At 63.8% G+C, this 18,919-nt stretch carries 12 protein-coding genes, 1 tRNA gene and 1 pseudogene; 5 read left to right on the top strand and 9 right to left on the bottom strand.

Annotated features, from left to right (window positions below; genetic code table 11):
• Positions 1-195: 195 nt before the first annotated feature.
• Positions 196-381: a hypothetical protein gene (locus DIE04_RS17675; protein WP_124521312.1), complete on the top strand. Its 186-nt coding sequence runs from the start codon at positions 196-198 to the stop codon at positions 379-381.
• A 240-nt stretch (positions 382-621) separates the two neighbouring features.
• Complete coding sequence (locus tag DIE04_RS17670; protein ID WP_124486419.1) at positions 622-2,457, top strand: protease pro-enzyme activation domain-containing protein; 1,836 nt, start codon at positions 622-624, stop codon at positions 2,455-2,457.
• A 136-nt stretch (positions 2,458-2,593) separates the two neighbouring features.
• Here the strand turns inward: DIE04_RS17670 and DIE04_RS17665 are convergent, their stop codons facing one another.
• The 9 genes from DIE04_RS17665 to DIE04_RS17620 all read right to left on the bottom strand — a co-directional run bounded on the left by DIE04_RS17665 (position 2,594) and on the right by DIE04_RS17620 (position 15,905).
• A complete protein-coding gene (locus DIE04_RS17665) occupies positions 2,594-4,144 on the bottom strand; it encodes a phospholipase D family protein (protein WP_124521310.1) in 1,551 nt (516 codons plus the stop codon).
• 411 nt (positions 4,145-4,555) lie between these two features.
• On the bottom strand, positions 4,556-7,006 hold the full coding sequence (locus DIE04_RS17655; protein ID WP_124521308.1) for a glucose/quinate/shikimate family membrane-bound PQQ-dependent dehydrogenase: 2,451 nt from the start codon (positions 7,004-7,006) through the stop codon (positions 4,556-4,558).
• 630 nt (positions 7,007-7,636) lie between these two features.
• A tRNA-Ile gene (locus DIE04_RS17650) sits at positions 7,637-7,715 on the bottom strand.
• A 138-nt stretch (positions 7,716-7,853) separates the two neighbouring features.
• Positions 7,854-10,271 carry an RNA polymerase sigma factor RpoD gene (rpoD, locus tag DIE04_RS17645; RefSeq protein WP_124486422.1) on the bottom strand — a complete coding sequence of 806 codons (2,418 nt, stop codon included), beginning with the start codon at positions 10,269-10,271 and terminating at the stop codon, positions 7,854-7,856.
• Between the two features lie 88 nt (positions 10,272-10,359).
• Positions 10,360-12,231 (bottom strand): DNA primase, encoded by a 1,872-nt coding sequence (gene dnaG, locus DIE04_RS17640; RefSeq protein ID WP_124521306.1) that lies wholly within the window; start codon positions 12,229-12,231, stop codon positions 10,360-10,362.
• A 72-nt stretch (positions 12,232-12,303) separates the two neighbouring features.
• A complete protein-coding gene (locus DIE04_RS17635) occupies positions 12,304-12,750 on the bottom strand; it encodes a GatB/YqeY domain-containing protein (RefSeq protein WP_059524656.1) in 447 nt (148 codons plus the stop codon).
• A gap of 185 nt (positions 12,751-12,935) precedes the next feature.
• A complete protein-coding gene (gene rpsU / locus DIE04_RS17630) occupies positions 12,936-13,148 on the bottom strand; it encodes a 30S ribosomal protein S21 (protein ID WP_006479415.1) in 213 nt (70 codons plus the stop codon).
• Between the two features lie 105 nt (positions 13,149-13,253).
• Positions 13,254-14,474 carry an NAD(P)/FAD-dependent oxidoreductase gene (locus DIE04_RS17625; RefSeq protein WP_124521304.1) on the bottom strand — a complete coding sequence of 407 codons (1,221 nt, stop codon included), beginning with the start codon at positions 14,472-14,474 and terminating at the stop codon, positions 13,254-13,256.
• Positions 14,475-14,966: 492 nt separating this feature from the next.
• Entirely contained in the window at positions 14,967-15,905 is a 939-nt protein-coding gene (locus DIE04_RS17620) for a LysR family transcriptional regulator (RefSeq protein WP_124521302.1), read from the bottom strand.
• 119 nt (positions 15,906-16,024) lie between these two features.
• Here DIE04_RS17620 and DIE04_RS17615 point away from each other — a divergent pair, with 119 nt between their 5' ends.
• The 3 genes and pseudogenes from DIE04_RS17615 to DIE04_RS17605 form a co-directional block, all read left to right on the top strand.
• Positions 16,025-17,356 carry an MFS transporter gene (locus DIE04_RS17615; protein ID WP_124521300.1) on the top strand — a complete coding sequence of 444 codons (1,332 nt, stop codon included), beginning with the start codon at positions 16,025-16,027 and terminating at the stop codon, positions 17,354-17,356.
• Positions 17,353-18,759, top strand: coding sequence for an FAD-binding oxidoreductase (locus tag DIE04_RS17610; RefSeq protein ID WP_124521298.1), 1,407 nt, complete (start codon positions 17,353-17,355; stop codon positions 18,757-18,759). Before DIE04_RS17615 ends, DIE04_RS17610 begins: the two co-directional genes overlap by 4 nt.
• Before the next feature lie 11 nt (positions 18,760-18,770).
• A pseudogene (locus DIE04_RS17605) lies at positions 18,771-18,919 on the top strand (electron transfer flavoprotein subunit beta/FixA family protein); the annotation flags it as partial.

Here is an 18,919-nt window from a genome sequence, read left to right as displayed (position 1 = left end):
TACGAATGGAATCGTCAATTATCCGGCGCGCCGATCCGGCATTACATCCGACAGCGCCCTTGAAAATTACAAAATACCCCACAACTTTTCAAAATTATTTCAGCTTATTCAATTTAATTTTGTTTCATATAATCAGAAAAAGTTTGACACCGAACTTTCGTTCTTGATACCGTCCGATTCAAGCAATCTGACGGATTGTCCACCACGCAATCGATTCCGCTCGACGCATTGCGCTTGCGCCGCACCGACGTTCTCGCCGCCGACCGCCTCTTCTTCCGTTGGCGCATGCAACATCCCGATGCAATTGATTGGGCAGCTGCCGTCCGGCAGCAGGCCGAAGGACCGAACCGAATGAGCAGGACACCGAAACTGTTGCTCTAGTCATCCCGCCTGCATCAAACCCGCTGGCGCGGCCGCCTGCTTCGCGGCGCAGCGCCTCCATTGCCGAGCATTCCAGCATTTCGCCCCCGGAGAATCACCACCCTTGCGGATCGGGCGAAAGGCCCCGTCGCGTCCGCGCCATCCGCGCGAGCGCGGCGGATATCGGCGGCGCACGATCCGCGCCGCTGTCGACCGTCGTTGTTCGTGCCGTTCGATGTTCAACCGGAGGGGTAATTCAACATGAATCAGGTTGCAGACAAGAAACAAAAGCACATCCGCTTCGTCAAGCTCGCCTTCGCCGCCGCGGCAGCCGCTTCGTTCGGCATGGCGAGCGTCCATGCCGCACCGGCCGCCGGCTGGACGGAAACGCGCACCAAGGGCTTCCTGCCGCTCGTCCAGCAAGGTGAAAGCAGCAGTACCGCCGGCGCGCCGGCGGCCAGCACCGCCGCCGCTGCCGCGGCTGCCACCGAGATGGCGCCCGGCGAATCGGTCGACATCGTGCTCGGGCTGAACCTGCGCAACGAAGCGCAACTCGACCAGTACCTGCACGACCTGCATACGCCCGGCTCGCCGCACTACAAGCAGTTCCTCACGCCGGCGCAGTTCGCCGCGCAGTACGCGCCGACCGACCGGCAGGTCGCCTCCGTCGTCGCGCACCTGCGCCAGGCCGGCTTCGTCAACATCGTGGTTGCGCCGAACCGCCTGCTCGTGTCCGCCTCCGGCACCGCGGCAACGATCAAGTCGGCGTTCCGCACGACGCTCAAGCGCTTCACGCGCAACGGCCGCAGCGTCTACGCGAACACCGATGCCGCGCAGGTGCCGAACGCGATCGGCGGCATCGTCGGCGCGGTGCTGGGCCTGCAGAACGTCGAACTCATGCACACCGGCGCGGGCAGCAAGCCGCAAGGCAACACCAGCAACCTGACGATCCCCGCGGGCGCATCCGCGGTGCCGCACAACCCGACGGAATTCTCGTCGCTCTACGGCGGCGACGGCACGCCGACGGCCTCGCAGACCACGGTCGGCATCATCGCCGAAGGCGACCTGTCGCAGACCGTCAGCGACCTCAACACGTTCGCCGCGAACAACGGTCTCGGCACGATCAGCAGCAGCGTCGTGCCGACGGGTCCGTCAGGCAGTTCGTACACCGATACATCCGGCACCGTCGAATGGAACCTCGACAGCCAGTCGATCGTCGGCGCCGCCGGCGGCAGCGTGAAGCAGGTCGTGTTCTACGTGGCACCCTCGATGACGCTCACGGCGATCACCGCCGCGTACAACAAGGCGGTGAGCGACAATGTCGCGAAAGTCATCAACGTGTCGCTCGGCGTGTGCGAATCGTCCTCGTACAGCACCGGCTCGCAGGCGACCGACGACACGATCTTCAAGCAGGCCGTCGCGCAGGGGCAAACCTTCTCCGTGTCGGCCGGTGACCACGGCGCGTACGAATGCGCGAGCGGCACGCCGTCGCGCTCGACCTACACCGTGAGCGAGCCCGCGACGTCGCCGTACGTGATCGCGGTGGGCGGCACGACGCTGTTCACCACCACGTCGACCAATGCGTACAACAGCGAAATCGTCTGGAACGATCCGAGCTGGCAGCCGGGCACCGTGTGGTCGACGGGCGGCGGCTACAGCAAGTACGAAGCTGCGCCGACGTGGCAATCGTCGAGCCTCACCGGGTCGACCAAGCGCGCGCTACCGGACGTCGGCTTCGACGCCGACCTGCGCACCGGCGCGATCCTCGTGGTGAACGGCCAGACGTCCGACACGCTGTGGGGCTCGGGCTACCTGAACAACGAAGGTGGCACGAGCCTCGCCGCGCCGATCTTCACCGGCATCTGGGCGCGGCTGCAATCGGCGAACAACAACGCGCTCGGGTTCCCGGCGTCGAGCATCTACAAGTACTTTCCGAGCAATGCGGCGCTGCTGCACGACGTGACGTCCGGCAACAACGGCAGCGGCACGTACGGCTACAAGGCGAAGGCCGGCTGGGATGCGACGACGGGCTTCGGCAGCGTGAACATCTCGAAGCTGAACGCGTTCATCCAGAGCACGGCGGATTTCGCGCGCTGATCGTGCGATGAGGTGCGGTTCCGGGTGCATGTCGTTGCGCGCACCCGGAACCGTGTCGGCGGCTGTGCATGCGGCGCGTCCCGATCGACGACGACCGTCGGCACACGTCGCCCGCGGCTGTCGCGCGCAGGCGAAATCACAGCTGCGATTCGATCGGAAACAAGCCGAGAAACCACACTTCCATGCGCCGCGCCGCCGACACTTCCGGTTCGTGATCGAGTTCGGTCACCTTCCCGTCCGCGTCGGTCTGAATCCACTTGAGGCGCCCTTTCCCGGCCGGATCGGTCCGCAACTCGACGCGCCACGCGATTCGATCGAGCCGCGGCTCCAGATCCATCGCGACTTCGGATGCAATCGCCGGGCTCTCGCAGTAAACGCCGATCTCGGTATTGAGGTTCAGCGAGCGCGGGTCGAGATTCATCGACCCGATGAAGATGCTCTTGCGATCGAACACATACGTCTTCGCATGCAGCGATGCGCGCGACGAGCCGATGATGACCTGCTTCGAGATGCTCTTGTCGCCGGACGGGCGTCGCTCGTAAAGCCGCACGCCGGCTTCGACGAGATCGCGCCGATAGCGCCGGTAGCCGGCATGCACGGCCGCGACGTCGGTCGATGCGAGCGAGTTGGTCAGGATCGTCACTCGGACGCCGCGCGCCGTGAGCGCACGCAGCCGTTCGACCATGTCCTTGCCCGGCACGAAGTACGGCGACACGATCAGCAGCTCCTGCTCGGGCCGCAGCGCGAGTGCGCGCAGTTGCGGCATCAGGTGCCCGTCGCTGTCCTTCGGCGAGCGTGCGATCTTCGCCGGATCGTCGTACAGGACCGTCGCCTGCCCCCACGACAGCTCGGTCCCCTGCCCGTGCACGATCTGGTCGAGCCGTTGCCGCGCTTCGAGCACGTACGGATTGTCCTCCATCGCGCGCAGGTAATCGCGCAGCCGTTCGCGCTCCCGGTCGAGGCCGCCGGGCGCCGCGTCGTGCCCGACCAGCGCATCGACCGGATATGCATACGGCGAATTCCAGAACGTATCGAATTCGGTCGAGATGTCGTTCACGACCGGGCCGTGCACGACCACGTCGAGATCGCCGAACTCCAGCATCGACGACGCGCCGAAGTACTCGTCGCCGATATTGCGGCCGCCGACGATCGCCGCCTGGTTGTCCGCGATCATCGCCTTGTTGTGCATGCGCCGGTTGACCCGCGAGAACTCGAGCACCGTGCCGATCTTCTTGAAGTGGCGCGTGGCGACCGGATTGAAGAGCCGGATCTCGATGTTCGGATGCGAGCTGATCTCGAGCAGCTTGCGGTCGTCCGCGTTCGTCCCGAGATCGTCGAGCAGCGCGCGCACGCGGACCCCGCGATCGGCCGCGCGGATGATCGCATCCGCGAGCTCGTGTCCGGTCAGGTCGTCGTGCCAGATGTAGTACTGAAGGTCCAGCGAGCGGTCCGCGCGATCGGCGAGCAGCACGCGCGCGTCGAGCGCATCGACCGGGTCGCGCAGCAGATGAAACGCATCCTGCCCGGGATGGGTGGCGGCCTGCTGGCGGAACGCCGCGCCGAGGCGCGTGTTCTCGGTATCGGAGAACGCATGCGTCGGCGCACGATCAGCCTGCGGCGGCAGGCTGGCGCACGCGGCAAGCATCAGCAACGCAAGAATCGCACTCCACGAACGCAACATGATCATGATGGCCACCCCCACGGTCGGGCGAAGTCTGTTTGTGTTTGTTCTGGCTGCCGGACGGGGCGCGGCGCGGATCCCCGGTCCGCGCGCTGGACGAATCCCGAGCGCGCGCGCCGGTCGCGCCACAGCATACTTCGATTGACATCGGGACGGCACGCGCTCCGTGTTTCCCGGTGGCGGCGATACGACATGCGACACGGACGTGAACACGTTCGACACGTTCGCCACGTTCAGGCGGCGCGCAAAAGAAAAACCCGCGAGGCCTTGCGGCGTCGCGGGTTTCGAGATTTTGCCGAAGGCCAAAGAGTCGCCAGAAAGCGGGAAAAAAAGCGGCATGCCACGCATGCCGTTTCGGGGATCGGACCGTGCGCAGCGATACCTCTGTCCGGCGCTCCGTGCGAACAGCAACGCGTGTTAGTTCGGCAGCGCGTAAGCGATCACGTAATCGCCGAGCTTCGTGCCGAAGGAGCCGTGGCCGCCTGCGGCGATCACGACGTACTGCTTGCCGTTGATCGAGTAGCTCATCGGCGTGGCCTGGCCGCCTGCCGGCAGGCGGGCTTCCCAGAGTTGCTTGCCGTCGTTCACGTCGAACGCGCGGATGTAGTTGTCCGCCGTTGCGCCGATGAACGCCACACCACCGGCCGTGATCATCGGGCCGCCCAGCATCGGCATCCCCATCTTGAACGGCAGCGGGATCGGCGAGCTGTCACGCACCGTGCCGATACGCTTCTTCCAGACGATCTCGTTGGTCTTCAGATCGATACCGGCGATGTAGCCCCATGCCGGTTGCTTGCAGGGCAGGCCAAGCGGCGAGAGGAACGGGTTCAGCGTCACGCCAAACGGCACGCCGTACTGCGGCTGGATACCCGATTCCGTACCGCTCCCCTTGGCACCCGATGCCGGTTCGATCGGGTTGCCCGGACCGCGTGGGATCAGACGCGACACGAACGGCAGCGCAATCGGGTTGGCGATGGCGATCTGACGATCGGTGTCGAGCGCAATGCCGCCCCACTCGAACATGCCCAGGTTGCCCGGGAACACCAGCGTGCCTTGCAGCGACGGCGGCGTGAAGGTGCCTTCATACCGCAGCTTGTGGAACATCACGCGGCAGACCAATTGGTCGTACATCGTCGCGCCCCACATGTCCTTGTCCGTGAGCAGGTTCTTCGGACGGAACGTGAGTTCGGAGAACGGCTGCGTCGGCGAAGTACGGTCGCCAGGCGCGGCGCCTTGCGGCACCGGCAGTTCCGGAGCCGGCACGACGGTTTCGCCGGTGCGGCGGTCGAGCACGAACAGGTTGCCGGTCTTGGCCGGCCCGTACACGACCGGCACGGTCTTGCCGTCCTTGGTCGTGATGTCGGCGAGCGTCGGCTGCGACGGCATGTCCATGTCCCACAGATCATGGTGAGCGGTCTGGTAGAACCAGGCCAGCTTGCCCGTCGACGCGTGCAGCGCGAGCAGGCCGCTTGCGTATCGCTCCATCTCCGGCGTACGGTCGCCGCCCCAAATGTCCGGCGTACGCACGCCCATCGGCAGATAGACGATGTCGAGCTTCGCGTCGTAGGCGGCGGGCGCCCATGAGTTCGGCGAGTTCCAGGTGTAGTGCTCGTCCGGGCCCGGGATATGGTTCGGATCACTCGCGCCCGGATCGAACGCCCACATGAGCTGGCCCGTGCGCACGTCGTAACCACGGATCACGCCCGACGGTTCCCGATTCGAGAAGTTGTCTTCCACCGCGCCCGCTACGACGATCACCTTGCTGGTGACGACCGGCGGCGAAGTGGGCTCGTACATACCCGGCGTGGTGACCGGCATGGCATGCTGGAGATCGAGGTCGCCATTGCTGCCGAAGCCCGCGCAGCGCTCGCCCGTCAGTGCGTCGAGCGCGTACAGGTGGCCGTCGTTGACCGGCAGGTAGATACGGCGCGAGCACGCCCCCGTAGCCGATACGGCTGCGTCGCTTGCCGGTGCGGCGGCCTGCGGCGCCGAAGCAGCAGCGTCGCTAGCCGGAACAGCCGTTGCCGATACATCGGCGCTCGCCGTCAGATCGACATACGACACGCCGCGGCAAGTCACGTGCTGGAACGACGGATCGGTCTTGAGCTTCGGATCGAAGGTCCACTTGAGCGCGCCGCTCTGTGCGTCGAGCGCGAAGAGCTTCTGGTGCGGCGAGCACAGGTAGAGCAGATTGCCGATCTTGATTGGCGTGACTTCGTCGGTGATTTCACCCGGATCGTTCGGGCCTTTCATGTCGTTCGTGCGGAACGTCCAGGCCACCTGCAGGTTCTTCACGTTGTCCCGCGTGATCTGCTGCAGCGGCGCGTAGCGCGTGCCTTCCTGAGTGCGGCCGTACGCGGGCCAGTCCGAGGCGTCGATGCCGTTGGCGTTCGCGGCGGGCGAACCGACAGACGAAGCCATCGTGCCATTGACCGTCTGCGGATCGTTGAAGCAGGCGTACACGAGCACGCCCGCCCAGATCACCAGCGCGCCGACGAGCGACTGCACGCCGAACTTGCGTGGCGCGTCGAGACGCCAGCTCACGAGCAGCAGCAACCACACGCCGAACACGACGAGCACCCCCGAGCGCGGCGCGAGCGCCCAGAAGTCGGGACCCGACTCCCACAGCGACCAGATGGCAGTGCCCCCGAGCACGAGCGCGTAGAGCACGAGCGCAGTGGGACTGCGGCGATACAGCAGCCACGTCACTGCCAGCAGCACGACGCCGGTCACGACGTAATACGCCGAGCCACCGAGCGAGAGCAAGTACGCGCCGCCTATCAGCAGAAAGAGCGATGTAAGCGCGATAAACAGGAGCGTTACGACGCCGATGAACCCCGGCGATGATGATTCGCTTGATCTGGTCATGATGATCTCAACCTTCTTTTGAGGACGGCGCCAGCATCGCTTGTCACGCGATGCCTGTGGCGAGGCTCGCCCGCGCGAACACCGGCGAGTCGTCCAGCCACTGCGCTGTGCCCGCAGTGGCCGGCTGTGCGGAAAACGCTCCGCGAAACGGCCTGTTGCTTTAGAAGACGTGCATCATCCCGACGTACGCGCCGGTTTGCCCTTCGTCCATGTTCGGACGGGTCGGCGAGCTGGAAGCTGGAATCGCGAGCCGTCGCAAACACCGGGAATTTACCGTTCTTGCTGTTGTCCACGTGTGCGACCGTGCCGTACAAGGAGGCGCGCTTGCTCGGATTATAGGTGGTAGCGAGTGCGTCGAGCTCGCCTGCGTATGCCGATGGTCGGCTTCGATGCGCACCGGTCTGTCGTCGAATACGCAGACAAGCGATCGCTCGCCGCGAAATCTTCGGGAAGGCAGTTTAGGGATGGGGAACACGAACGGTCCCTACCCGTTCGGGTAGTCCGGAGCCATGGATTGCCCGGGTCCGACGCGTTGAAGCCCGGAAACGAAAAAGCCGGCCCACCGGGCCGGCTTTTCGCGTCCAATCGCGGTCGGTTGCACCGCGTGGAAACTCTCGAACAAAGCGAATCTGGTGGGCCCCCCGGGAGTCGAACCCGGCACCAACGAATTATGAGTTCGCTGCTCTAACCAAGCATGAGCTAGGGGCCCAGACGGGAAGCAACCTGTGCTACACGCCACCCCGGCAACGAAGCCGGGCCGGCATTGTAACAACAAAGCCGCTAAAGAGGACAAACGCCACCGGCATCACGCGGATACCGGCGGCGTTCGCAAGTGAGACGCTGGAAATCAGTTCCCTTCGAGGAACGACTTCAGCTTGTCGGAACGGCTCGGGTGACGCAGCTTGCGCAGCGCCTTGGCCTCGATCTGACGGATCCGCTCGCGGGTAACGTCGAACTGCTTGCCGACTTCCTCGAGCGTGTGATCGGTGCTCATCTCGATACCGAAGCGCATCCGCAGAACCTTCGCCTCACGCGGCGTCAGCGAATCGAGCACGTCCTTCACGACGTCGCGCATGCTGGCATGCAGCGCGGCATCCGCCGGCGCGACCGTGTTGTTGTCCTCGATGAAGTCGCCGAGATGGGAATCGTCGTCGTCACCGATCGGCGTTTCCATCGAGATCGGCTCCTTCGCGATCTTCATGATCTTGCGGATCTTGTCTTCCGGCATCTCCATCTTCTCGGCGAGCGTTGCCGGATCCGGCTCGAGACCGGTTTCCTGCAGGATCTGCCGCGAGATGCGGTTCATCTTGTTGATCGTTTCGATCATGTGAACCGGAATACGGATCGTGCGCGCCTGGTCCGCGATCGAACGCGTAATGGCCTGGCGGATCCACCACGTCGCATAGGTCGAGAACTTGTAGCCGCGACGGTATTCGAACTTGTCCACCGCCTTCATCAGGCCGATGTTGCCTTCCTGGATCAGGTCGAGGAACTGCAGGCCGCGGTTCGTGTACTTCTTCGCGATCGAGATCACGAGACGCAGGTTCGCCTCGGTCATTTCACGCTTCGCCTGACGCGCCTTCAGTTCGCCGGCCGCCATCTGGCGGTTGGTTTCCTTCAGGTCCTTCAGCGGCAGCACGACGCGCGCCTGCAGGTCGATCAGACGCTGCTGCTGCTCGCGGATCGCCGGAACGTTACGCGACAGGACCGCGCTGTACGCATGGCCTTCGGCCGCGATCTTCTCGGCCCAGTCGAGATCCGTCTCGCTGCCGGGGAAGCGCGCGATGAATTCCGAACGCGGCATGCCGCACTTGTCGACGACGATGTGCAGGATCTGACGCTCGACCTGACGCACTTCGTCCACTTGCGCACGCAGCGTGTCGCACAGACGCTCGACGGTACGCGCGGTGAAGCGGATCGTCATCAGTTCGGTCTGGATCGTTTCCTGCGCCTTCAGGTAGGACTTCGACTTGTAGCCTTCCTTCTCGAACGCGCGGCGCATCTTGTCGAACCACTCGCTGATCTGCGAGAACTTGTCGAGCGAGGCACGCTTGAGGGCTTCGAGCTGGGCGGCATTGGCCGACGCCTGAGCGGCACCGTCGTCTTCCTCCTCTTCCTCTTCTTCCTCTTCCTCTTCGGCTTCCTCGTCCTCGTTCTCGATCGCTTCCGCTTCCTTCGCGGAGAAACCGTCCGTATCGGCGGAGTCCGAAGCATTCGGATCCAGCAGGCCGTCGACGAGCTCGTCGACGCGGATCTCTTCGTTCGCGACGCGCTCGGCCATCGCGAGGATGTCGGCGATCGTCGTCGGGCACGCGGAAATCGCCATCACCATGTGGCGCAGGCCGTCCTCGATCCGCTTCGCGATCTCGATTTCGCCTTCGCGCGTGAGCAGCTCGACCGTGCCCATCTCGCGCATGTACATCCGGACCGGATCGGTCGTGCGGCCGAATTCCGAATCGACGGTCGACAGCGCGACTTCCGCTTCTTCCTCGACTTCATCGTCCGACGACGCGGCCGGCGCGTTGTCGTTCAGGAGCAGCGTTTCCGCGTCCGGAGCCTGCTCGTAAACCGCCACGCCCATGTCGTTGAACGTGCCGATGATGCCTTCGAGGGCTTCGGTCTCGGTGAAGTTGTCCGGCAGATGGTCGTTGATTTCGGCATACGTGAGGAAGCCGCGCTCCTTGCCGAGCTTGATCAGCGCGCGCAGTTTCACGCGGCGCTCTTCGAGCTCCTCGGCCGTGCCGGGCGTGCTCGTCGCGAACGCTTCCTTCAGCAGCGCCTTTTCCTTGGCGCGACGATCGCGCACCTTGGATTTGCCCGGGGCAGCCGCGGCTGCGGGCTGCTCGTCGCTCTGATTTGCGTCGTCATCGACGGATACTTCGTTCAGCTTTTTGGTCATGGAGTTCGCCGTACCGGCTATATCGACTCGCGGCTGCTGGACGACAGCCGGTTGAACCGTAGGTGCATGAGTAGTACGTACTGCCGTTTCGTCCGCGGCGGCAGTCGTGTCCCTTGCGCTTTTCGCACTTGCCCGCTTCGCCGCCGGCTGGGCCGGCCCGGAGTCGGGTCTGGCGGCAGCCCGTGTTCTGGCTGCCGGCGCCGGCGCAGCCTGAGCAGTGCCGGCCGCGGTTTTCTTTCCTGCAGGGGCTGACGTGGCTGAAGACGTTGTCCTGGTGGAAGAAGCAGACTTGGCCGCTGTGACCTTGGTGGTCGGCTCCGTCGAGCCCTTGCCTGTTGCTTTCTTTCCGCCTGTCGTCTTTGCCATCGCGAATCTCGCCTCTGCTTAGAAAACAAACCGCTGGAAACCTTATATTATAGCACGCTGGGGCGCCCTCTCTCAGCGCCCCGGCCGCCTACAGCCCGAGCCGACGTTTCATGTCGGTTCGCTGCTGGTTCAATTCCGTCAATTCGGCCAGTTCCTCGGGTGTGAAGGTCGATTGCCGCGCCAGCCGATCGAGCCGGTCGCAGCAGGCGTCATAGCGCATCTTGAGCACCGCGGCCTGCAGTTCCTCCCCCGCGATCCGTTCCTGTTCACGCTGCCGCTCGGGCACCGTCTCGTCTTCCGGATTCTGTAACAGCAAATCGCGGACGTTTTCATCATAGTCCAGAATTTCGCGGAAGATTTCCTCGTAAGTCGCGCCGTTCGAGGAGGTCCGCAGGACATCGGACAGCAGCCGGAACTCCGCGCCGTCACCCAGCGCACGCGCATGCTCGACGACTTCGGCGAACAGCTCGCCGATCCGCGGCAGCGCGCGCAGGGTCGCAAGCTGTTCGTCGTCGAGCTGCGACGCGATCCGCGGATGCATCACGAGCGTGCGCAACGCGCGCTTTTCGCTGTCCGTCACGCGCCGCCGCTCGCTGCGCGCGGGCGCCTGGCGCGGCGGCGCCGCGATGCGCGCATCGACGTCCGACAATCCCGCGACTTCCTCGAACGGGATATCGAGACGGTCGGCGAACATGTGCATGATCTGCGCGCGCAACGCGTTCGCCGGCAGCGCCTGCAACAGCGGCTTCGCGTCGAACAGCGCCTTCGCGCGACCTTCCGGCTGATCGAGCGCCTTGCCCGCGATTGCTTCGTTCAACAGAAATTGCGACAGCGGCATCGCGCGCTCGACCTGCTCGGAGAACGCGTCCGCACCGAATTCGCGTACATAGCTGTCCGGATCGTGCTCGGCCGGCAGGAAAAGGAATCGGATCGTCCGGTTGTCCGCCGCATGCGGCAGGCACGCTTCGAGCGCGCGGCGCGCCGCGCGCCGGCCGGCCGAGTCGCCGTCGAAGCTGAAAATGACCGTGTCGGTCTGGCGCAGCAACTTCTGTACGTGGATCGGCGTGCATGCCGTGCCGAGCGTCGCGACCGCGTTCGGGAAGCCGAGCTGGGCGAGCGCGACGACGTCCATGTAGCCTTCGACGACCAGCACGTACTTGCGCTCGCGGATCGCGAGGCGCGCCTCGAACAGCCCGTACAGTTCGCTGCCCTTGTTGAACAGCGGCGTTTCCGGCGAATTCAGGTACTTCGGCTCGCCGCTGCCGAGCACGCGTCCGCCGAACCCGATCACCTGCCCCTTCACGTTGCGGATCGGGAACATGATCCGCTCGCGGAACCGGTCGTAGCGTCGCGCCACACCCTGCGCGTCGGTTTTCTCGCTGACGATCACGAGCCCCGATTCGACGAGCGAGTCGTCGCGATAGTCCGGGAACGCCGTTTCGAGGTTCTGCCAGCCGTCCGGCGCATAGCCGAGCCCGAAGCGCGCGGCGATCTCGCCGGTCAGGCCCCGGTTCTTCAGGTACTGGATCGCGACGGTCGCGCCACGCAGTTGCTTGCGGTAGTAGTCGCACGCGGCGGCCATCACGTCGGACAGCGCGGTCGCGACCGATTTCGACACGGGCGCCGGATAGTCGCCGCCGCCTCCACCGCCGCCGCCGCGCATCGACGGCTCGTGCGGCACGGTCAGCCCGACCGACTGCGCGAGCTCCTGCACGGCTTCCGGGAACGTGAGCCCCGCATGCTCCATCAGGAAGCCGATCGCCGTGCCGTGCGCGCCGCAGCCGAAGCAGTGATAGAACTGCTTGGTCGGGCTGACGGTAAACGACGGGCTCTTCTCGTTATGGAACGGGCACAACCCCATGAAGTTGGCGCCGCCCTTCTTGAGCTGCACGTACCGGCCCACCACGTCGACGATATCGACGCGGTTCAGCAAATCCTGCAGGAACGAATGCGGAATCACCGTGGGATCGAGCGAAAAAAAGACAATACGACGCCCCGGCGCACGCGCATGCGACGCGCCGGGAAGCGGGTTTTACTTCGACAGCGCGGCCTTGACCTGCGCGGAAACGGCCGTCATGTCGGCGCGGCCGGCGAGCTTGCCCTTCAGCACGCCCATCACCTTGCCCATGTCCTGCGGGCCGGCTGCGCCGGTTGCCGCGACCGCGGCCTGGACTTCGGCGGCCACTTCGGCGTCCGACAGCTGCGCGGGCATGTAGGCGCCCAGCACCGTCAGTTCGGCCTGCTCCTTCGCGACGAGATCGTCGCGGCCGGCGGCCTCGAACTGGCTGATCGAGTCCTTGCGCTGCTTGATCATCTTGTCGATCACCGCGGTGATGCCCGCGTCGTCGAGGGTCACCCGATCATCGACCTCGCGCTGCTTGATCGCGGCCATCAGCAGGCGAATCGTCGCCAGACGCTCGCTTTCCTTCGCGCGCATCGCGGCCTTCATGTCTTCGCTGATCTGCTCTTTCAAACTCATCTTGCACCCGGGATGGAAACGTGACTTCGACGCCCGCGAACGGGCGTCAACACAAAAACCCGCTTGGGACTAAGTCTCAAGCGGGTTGCTCGAATCCGGCATCGGCGACTCGCGGCCCCGGAACGAGGCCGATCGTGCGGAGGTCGCCGGTGCGCCGCTCAGCGAACCGCGCGGCGCTCAATCGTTCAGTACAGCTTCTTCGGCAGCGTCTGGCTGCGAATCCGCTTGTAATGACGCTTCACCGCAGCAGCCTTCTTGCGCTTGCGCTCGGCGGTCGGCTTTTCGTAGAACTCCCGCGCACGAAGCTCGGTCAGCAGACCGTTCTTCTCGATCGTGCGCTTGAAGCGACGCATGGCGACTTCGAACGGCTCGTTTTCTTTAACGCGAATGATCGTCATGATCCGACACGAATAAAGGTTTGCAGGGAAGACTTACGAGTATAGCAGAGCGTCGTGCAAAGACATAAGGGCCGGGTCCCGTCAACGGCAGGGCGCGCAGCCGTGTCAGGCGCCGCGCGAGAACTCCGCCGCAGCCTGCCCGGCCGCCGTGCCGGACGCCCATGCCCACTGGAAGTTGTAACCGCCGAGCCAGCCCGTCACGTCCACCGCCTCGCCGATGAAGAACAGCCCCGGCACCCGCGCGCTCATCATCGTCGCCGACGACAGTTCGCGCGTATCGACGCCCCCTTTCGTCACCTCGGCCTTCTTGTAGCCCTCGGTGCCGTTCGGTGTCAGCGTCCAGCCGGACAGCGCGTCGCCGATCTGGCGCAGCGTCTTGTCGGGCAGGTCCGCGAGCCGCGCGTCGGCCGCGACGCGGTGCGTGTCGAGCCAGACGTGGGCGAGGCGCGACGGCACCCAGTCCGCGAGCAGCGAGCCGATCTGCCGCTTCGACGTGCGCTTTGCGTCGAGCAGGTCGGCCACCGCGTCGCGCTGCGGCAGCAGGTCGATACGGATCGGGTCGCCCGACTGCCAGTAGCTGGAGATCTGGAGGATGCCCGGGCCCGACAGGCCGCGATGGGTCAGCAGCAGGTCCTCGACGAATTCGCCGCCGCGCTTCTTGTCGCCGGTCGACACGCGCACTTCGAGCGACACGCCGGACAGCGCCGCGAACGGCTCCCAGTCCTGCGACGCAAAGGTGAGCGGCACGAGCGCGGGCCGCGTATCGACGAGCTTGTGGCCGAACTGCTTCGCGAGCCGGTAGCCGAAGTCGGTGGCACCGATCTTCGGGATCGACAGGCCGCCGGTGGCGACGATCAGCGCGCGTGCGCGGATCGGCCCCGCCTGCTGCGTGTCGAGCGTGAAGCCGTCGGACGGCGCGTGGCGCACCGCGTCGACGACCACCGGCCGGCGCCAGGCGATGCCGCCCGCGTCGCATTCATGCTTCAGCACGTCGATGACCGCGTCGCTGCCGTGATCGCAAAAGAGCTGCCCCTTGTGCTTTTCGTGCCAGGTCACGTGGTGACGCTTGAGCAGCCCGAGGAAGTCGCGCGGCGTGTAGCGCGCAAGCGCCGAGCGCGCGAAATGCGGATTCGACGACAGGTAGTTGTCGGGACCCGCATGGAGGTTCGTGAAGTTGCAGCGGCCGCCGCCCGAGATGCGGATTTTCTCGGCGAGCCGCGGCGCATGGTCGATCAGCACCACGCGGCGGCCGAGTTGCCCGGCGACCGCGGCGCTCATCATCCCGGCGGCGCCCGCGCCGATCACGGCGATGTCGTAAGTTTCCATGGCGCGGTTTGTTCAGGAACTTTGCATAGGCTAGGAATTATGCATATTTATCAGCCACTTAGAGGTAGGCGACTGATGAATATCTTGAGGAAGGGCGAATGATACATGCGACGGCGGAGAACGCAACGCTTGGATGGCCGCAGCTTCGATTCTCAGGTAGGGCGCATGCAACCGCGAATCGACAGCCTTCGTCCTTGCTGATCGCCAGGAGAACCTGAATGCGGCTGAACTCCGCGACCAGCGACTCCTCATCAGCAGCCGGCCCTATCCCGGTTTCCCGATCCTGCTTTGGGACAGCATGGAGGGTTGTCGTTCGGTCAACAGGTTTCAGCTCAGCCTGCGTGATATCCAAGAGCGGCTGTTCGAGCGCGGATCAACCTTGTATCGATACATTCCGGACAACCGAAGCTCGCGACATTTTCCCAAATTCACATCGTGGCTCCGATTTCGAATCGGCACGTTGGACGGACGTACCCGTGCGACAGCACTGGATCAACATTTGACGCGTCGCCGAGCTATTCCAAGCGACTCCATACCACTCAACGAGTCTACAAGGTATTGACGGAAGCCCTCAGCGGCTGGCGAGACCGCGCGGCTTGCCGAATGGTAAAGACATACTTGGCGCATGACTTCCGGCTCTACAATCCGGCGCATAACCAAACCAAGCGGTCGCGCCAGCAGGCCGACATACGCCGGCGCCAGCGTCAACGCAAGTCCAACCGCTGCCATCCCAAGAGCGGTGCTGATGTTGTCGACGACGTCCATAGGCGCGATACGCTCGTCGTCAGCGACGCCTGCGCGCATGAGTGAAACGTTACGTTCATAGTCTCGACCCGCCGCGACAACCGGCTGCTTTCGCAGGTCGGACCACGTAATCCGTCCACGTTTAGAGAGAGGATTGTCCGGCGCGCACCAGAGCACCCAGGGGCTTTTGAACAGTTCGATACGCGCCACGTCATCACCGACCGTCTGATCGGGGCCGACTCCGAGGTCGACGTCTCCGTTGGCAACCATGTCTACAAGGTTATCGACTGCCGCATCCCGAATCCGTATCACCACCTTGGGATGCGTTTGCCCGTATCTCTTAATCGCAGTGGGCATCATCGTCGTCGCGATTACAAGCGGAGCTGCAATCCGAACGATCCCTGCGGCGCGATTCCGTATATCGTCCGCCGCGGCCTGAGCCAGTTCGATATTCCTCATCACGCTCTTCGCGTGAACGACGAACTCCCGGCCGGCCGGCGACAGTGCCACGCTACGCGTGGTGCGATCGAACAGGCGAAATCCCACACCGCTTTCGAGTTCCGCAATCAGCAGACTTACGGCGGACGGCGACAAGTTCAGGCGCTCGCCAGCTCGCGCAAAGTTGCGAACATCCGCCACGGCAAGGAAAGCAGCAAGCTGCCTCGGCGTGAATCTGGCCCCGGACATGCCCCCTCCATTGAACAGTTTTTCTCGATAATAGGTCAGAAATCATCGTTTGTCTTATTGAATAGCCCGACGCAAACTTTCGCCACAAAGACCGACTATTCCAACTCAGGAGACACACTGTGGCGCAATCATTCACCGCGCACCTCGAGCAGGAGGAACAGCTCGAAGAACGCGCTTACTCGATCGTTACCTGGCGGCTTGTGCCGTTCCTCTGCCTGTGCTTCGTCATCGCGTTCCTCGATCGCGTCAACATCGCGTTCGCGAAATTGCAGATGGTGTCGGAGCTGGGCTGGAGCGAGCAGATCTACGGTTTCGGCGCCGGAATCTTTTTTCTCGCGTATTTCGTATGCGAGGTTCCGAGCAATCTGATCATGCATCGGGTCGGCGCACGCCGCTGGATCGCCCGAATCATGATTTCCTGGGCCGTGCTGACGGGCCTCATGGCATTCGTGCACACGACGACGGCCTTCTATGTGATCCGCTTCCTGATTGGCGCCGCCGAAGCGGGCTTCTTCCCTGGGATCATCCTCTACCTGACATATTGGTATCCAGCGAAGCGCCGAAGCCGCGTGATCGCAACATTCATGACCGCCATTCCGATCGCCGGCGTCTGCGGCGGCATTCTCTCAGGATGGATTCTGTCGACGTTTCACGGCGCGGCTGGTTTATCCGGGTGGCAATGGCTGTTTGTGCTCGAGAGCGTACCGTCGCTGATTGTCGGTATCGCTGCATTGTTCTATCTCGACGACAGTATCCGCAACGCGAAGTGGCTGGACGACGAAGCGCGCGTCCGGCTGATTGCAAACATCGAAGCAGAGTCGAAGAACAAACAAACGGTATCGCTTTCCGAAGCGTTGCGTCGGCCCGCAGTATGGCTGCTGGCGTTCGCGTACTTCGGTGCCGCGATGGGTCAGTATGGTTTCGGTTTCTGGCTTCCGTCGATCATCAAACACATGGGCGTCGCGTCTGCGCTGAATGTGGGCCTGCTGTCGGCAGTTCCATACGCGTTCGGCATCGGCGCGATGCTGGTGGTCGGGCGTAGCGCGGATCGAAGCGGTGAGCATCGCTGGCACTATCTCATACCGTGCGCTGCCGCGGCTCTCGGGCTCGTCGCGAGTGCGCTGTACAGCGGCCAGCAGGTGGTTTCGCTTGTGGCGCTGACGGTTGCCTGCATGGGATTGCAGTGCCTTGCGCCTGTGTTCTGGCGCATTCCAACTTCGTTGCTGGGTGGGGTTGCTGCGGCCGCTGGCATCGCACTGGTCAATTCGATCGGCAACCTTGCCGGGTTCGTCAGCCCTTACATGATCGGTTGGATCGTAGACCGCACGGGCAGCGCGAGCGTCGCGCTTTACGTCACCGCAGTGTTTCTGCTGCTGTCGGCCGGCATCGTCGCTGCGATGCCGCGCAATGCCGGGCGGGATCGGCAACTCAACATCGGACATACTCAATGACTCCGTTCATCGAACAGCCTGTCGACCTATTCGTCGCGGCGCTCGAAAGCACGCTCGGCGACAGCTCGGTCGTGCTCGACTCGTCTGTCGCGTCGGCTCACGCCGGCGACTGGAGTGAAGCACCACATTGCATGCCGGGCATCGTCGTGTTCCCGCGCACGCCGCAACAGGTGGCGGCGACACTTGAGATCTGCAGCCGCTTTCGTCGCCGTGCTGTCGTGCAAGGCGGCTTGACGGGTCTCGCCGGTGGCGCGACGCCGCGCGAAGGGGAAATCGCGCTTTCGTTATCGAAGCTCGATGCAATCGAGGAAATCGACGCCGTAGGCGGCACCGCCACCGTGCAGGCTGGCGTCGTTCTCGAAGAATTGCAGCAACGCGTCGAAGAACAAGGCTGGTACTTTCCGCTCGATCTCGGCGCTCGCGGTTCATGCCAGATCGGCGGCAACGCCGCTGTCAATGCTGGTGGTAACCGTGTGATCCGGTTCGGCACAATGCGCGATATGGTGCTTGGCCTCGAAGTCGTGTTGCCCGACGGGCGTCTGCTCAGCATGCTCAATCGCGTCACGAAAAACACAACCGGCGTAGATCTGAAGCACCTGTTCATCGGCAGCGAAGGTACTTTGGGCGTGATTACCAGACTCGTCCTCAAGCTTTCTCCGCTGCCTACGAGCGCATGCACTGCGCTCTGTGCGCTTCCGTCGTTTGACGCCGCAACGCAGCTCATACGCGACGCTCGCGCCACACTGCCGGGCCTCTCCGCGTTCGAGGTCATGTGGGACGACTTCATGGCCGCCGCTCGCGAAGTCCACGAGTTGCGGCCAGCCTTCGATGCCCCCGCGCCGGTGTACGCATTGCTGGAGACGCTCGGTACCGACGAAGCAGACGAACGGCGACAACTCGAGGAGTTTCTGGCCAATGCGTTCGACCACGGTCTCGCGACCGATGCCGTCGTAGCCCAATCGATCGACGACGCGCAGCGGCTTTGGGCCTATCGCGAAGCCATAGGCGAACTGCTGGCGCACCTCAAGCCGCATGCCGCTTTCGATGTTGGCGTTCCGATGGCAGCAATGGAGCGGTTCGTTGATTCGACGCGCAAAGCGCTGACGCAGCAGTTTGCGCGCCAACGTCACCTGTTCTTCGGCCATATCGGCGACGGAAATCTTCACGTGCTTTCGGGTCCCCACGACAGCCCGGACGACCTGCATCGCGTTGAAGATCTCGTCTACCGGGCAGTCGCCGACGTGGGCGGCTCGATCTCTGCTGAGCACGGCATCGGAGTCGTGAAGCGAGACTTTCTGCACCATAGCCGTTCTGCTGACGAGATTGCGTTGATGCAGGCGATCAAGGACCTGCTGGATCCGGCAGGCGTACTGAATGCTGGTCGGATTCTACGAAAAGACTGAACGGAAGATACATGAAGATAATCGTCGCGGTGAAAAGAGTGGTCGATTACAACGTGAAGGTCCGCGTGAAGTCGGACAACACCGGCGTCGACATCGCGAACGTGAAGATGTCGATGAACCCGTTCGACGAAATCGCGGTGGAAGAAGCGGTGCGCCTGAA

Source organism: Burkholderia sp. Bp8994, from assembly GCF_003853805.1.
In the GTDB taxonomy this organism is placed as follows: domain Bacteria; phylum Pseudomonadota; class Gammaproteobacteria; order Burkholderiales; family Burkholderiaceae; genus Burkholderia.
The sequence above is the reverse complement of the archived record's forward strand: the minus strand, read 5'-3'. Positions and strand labels throughout refer to the sequence as shown.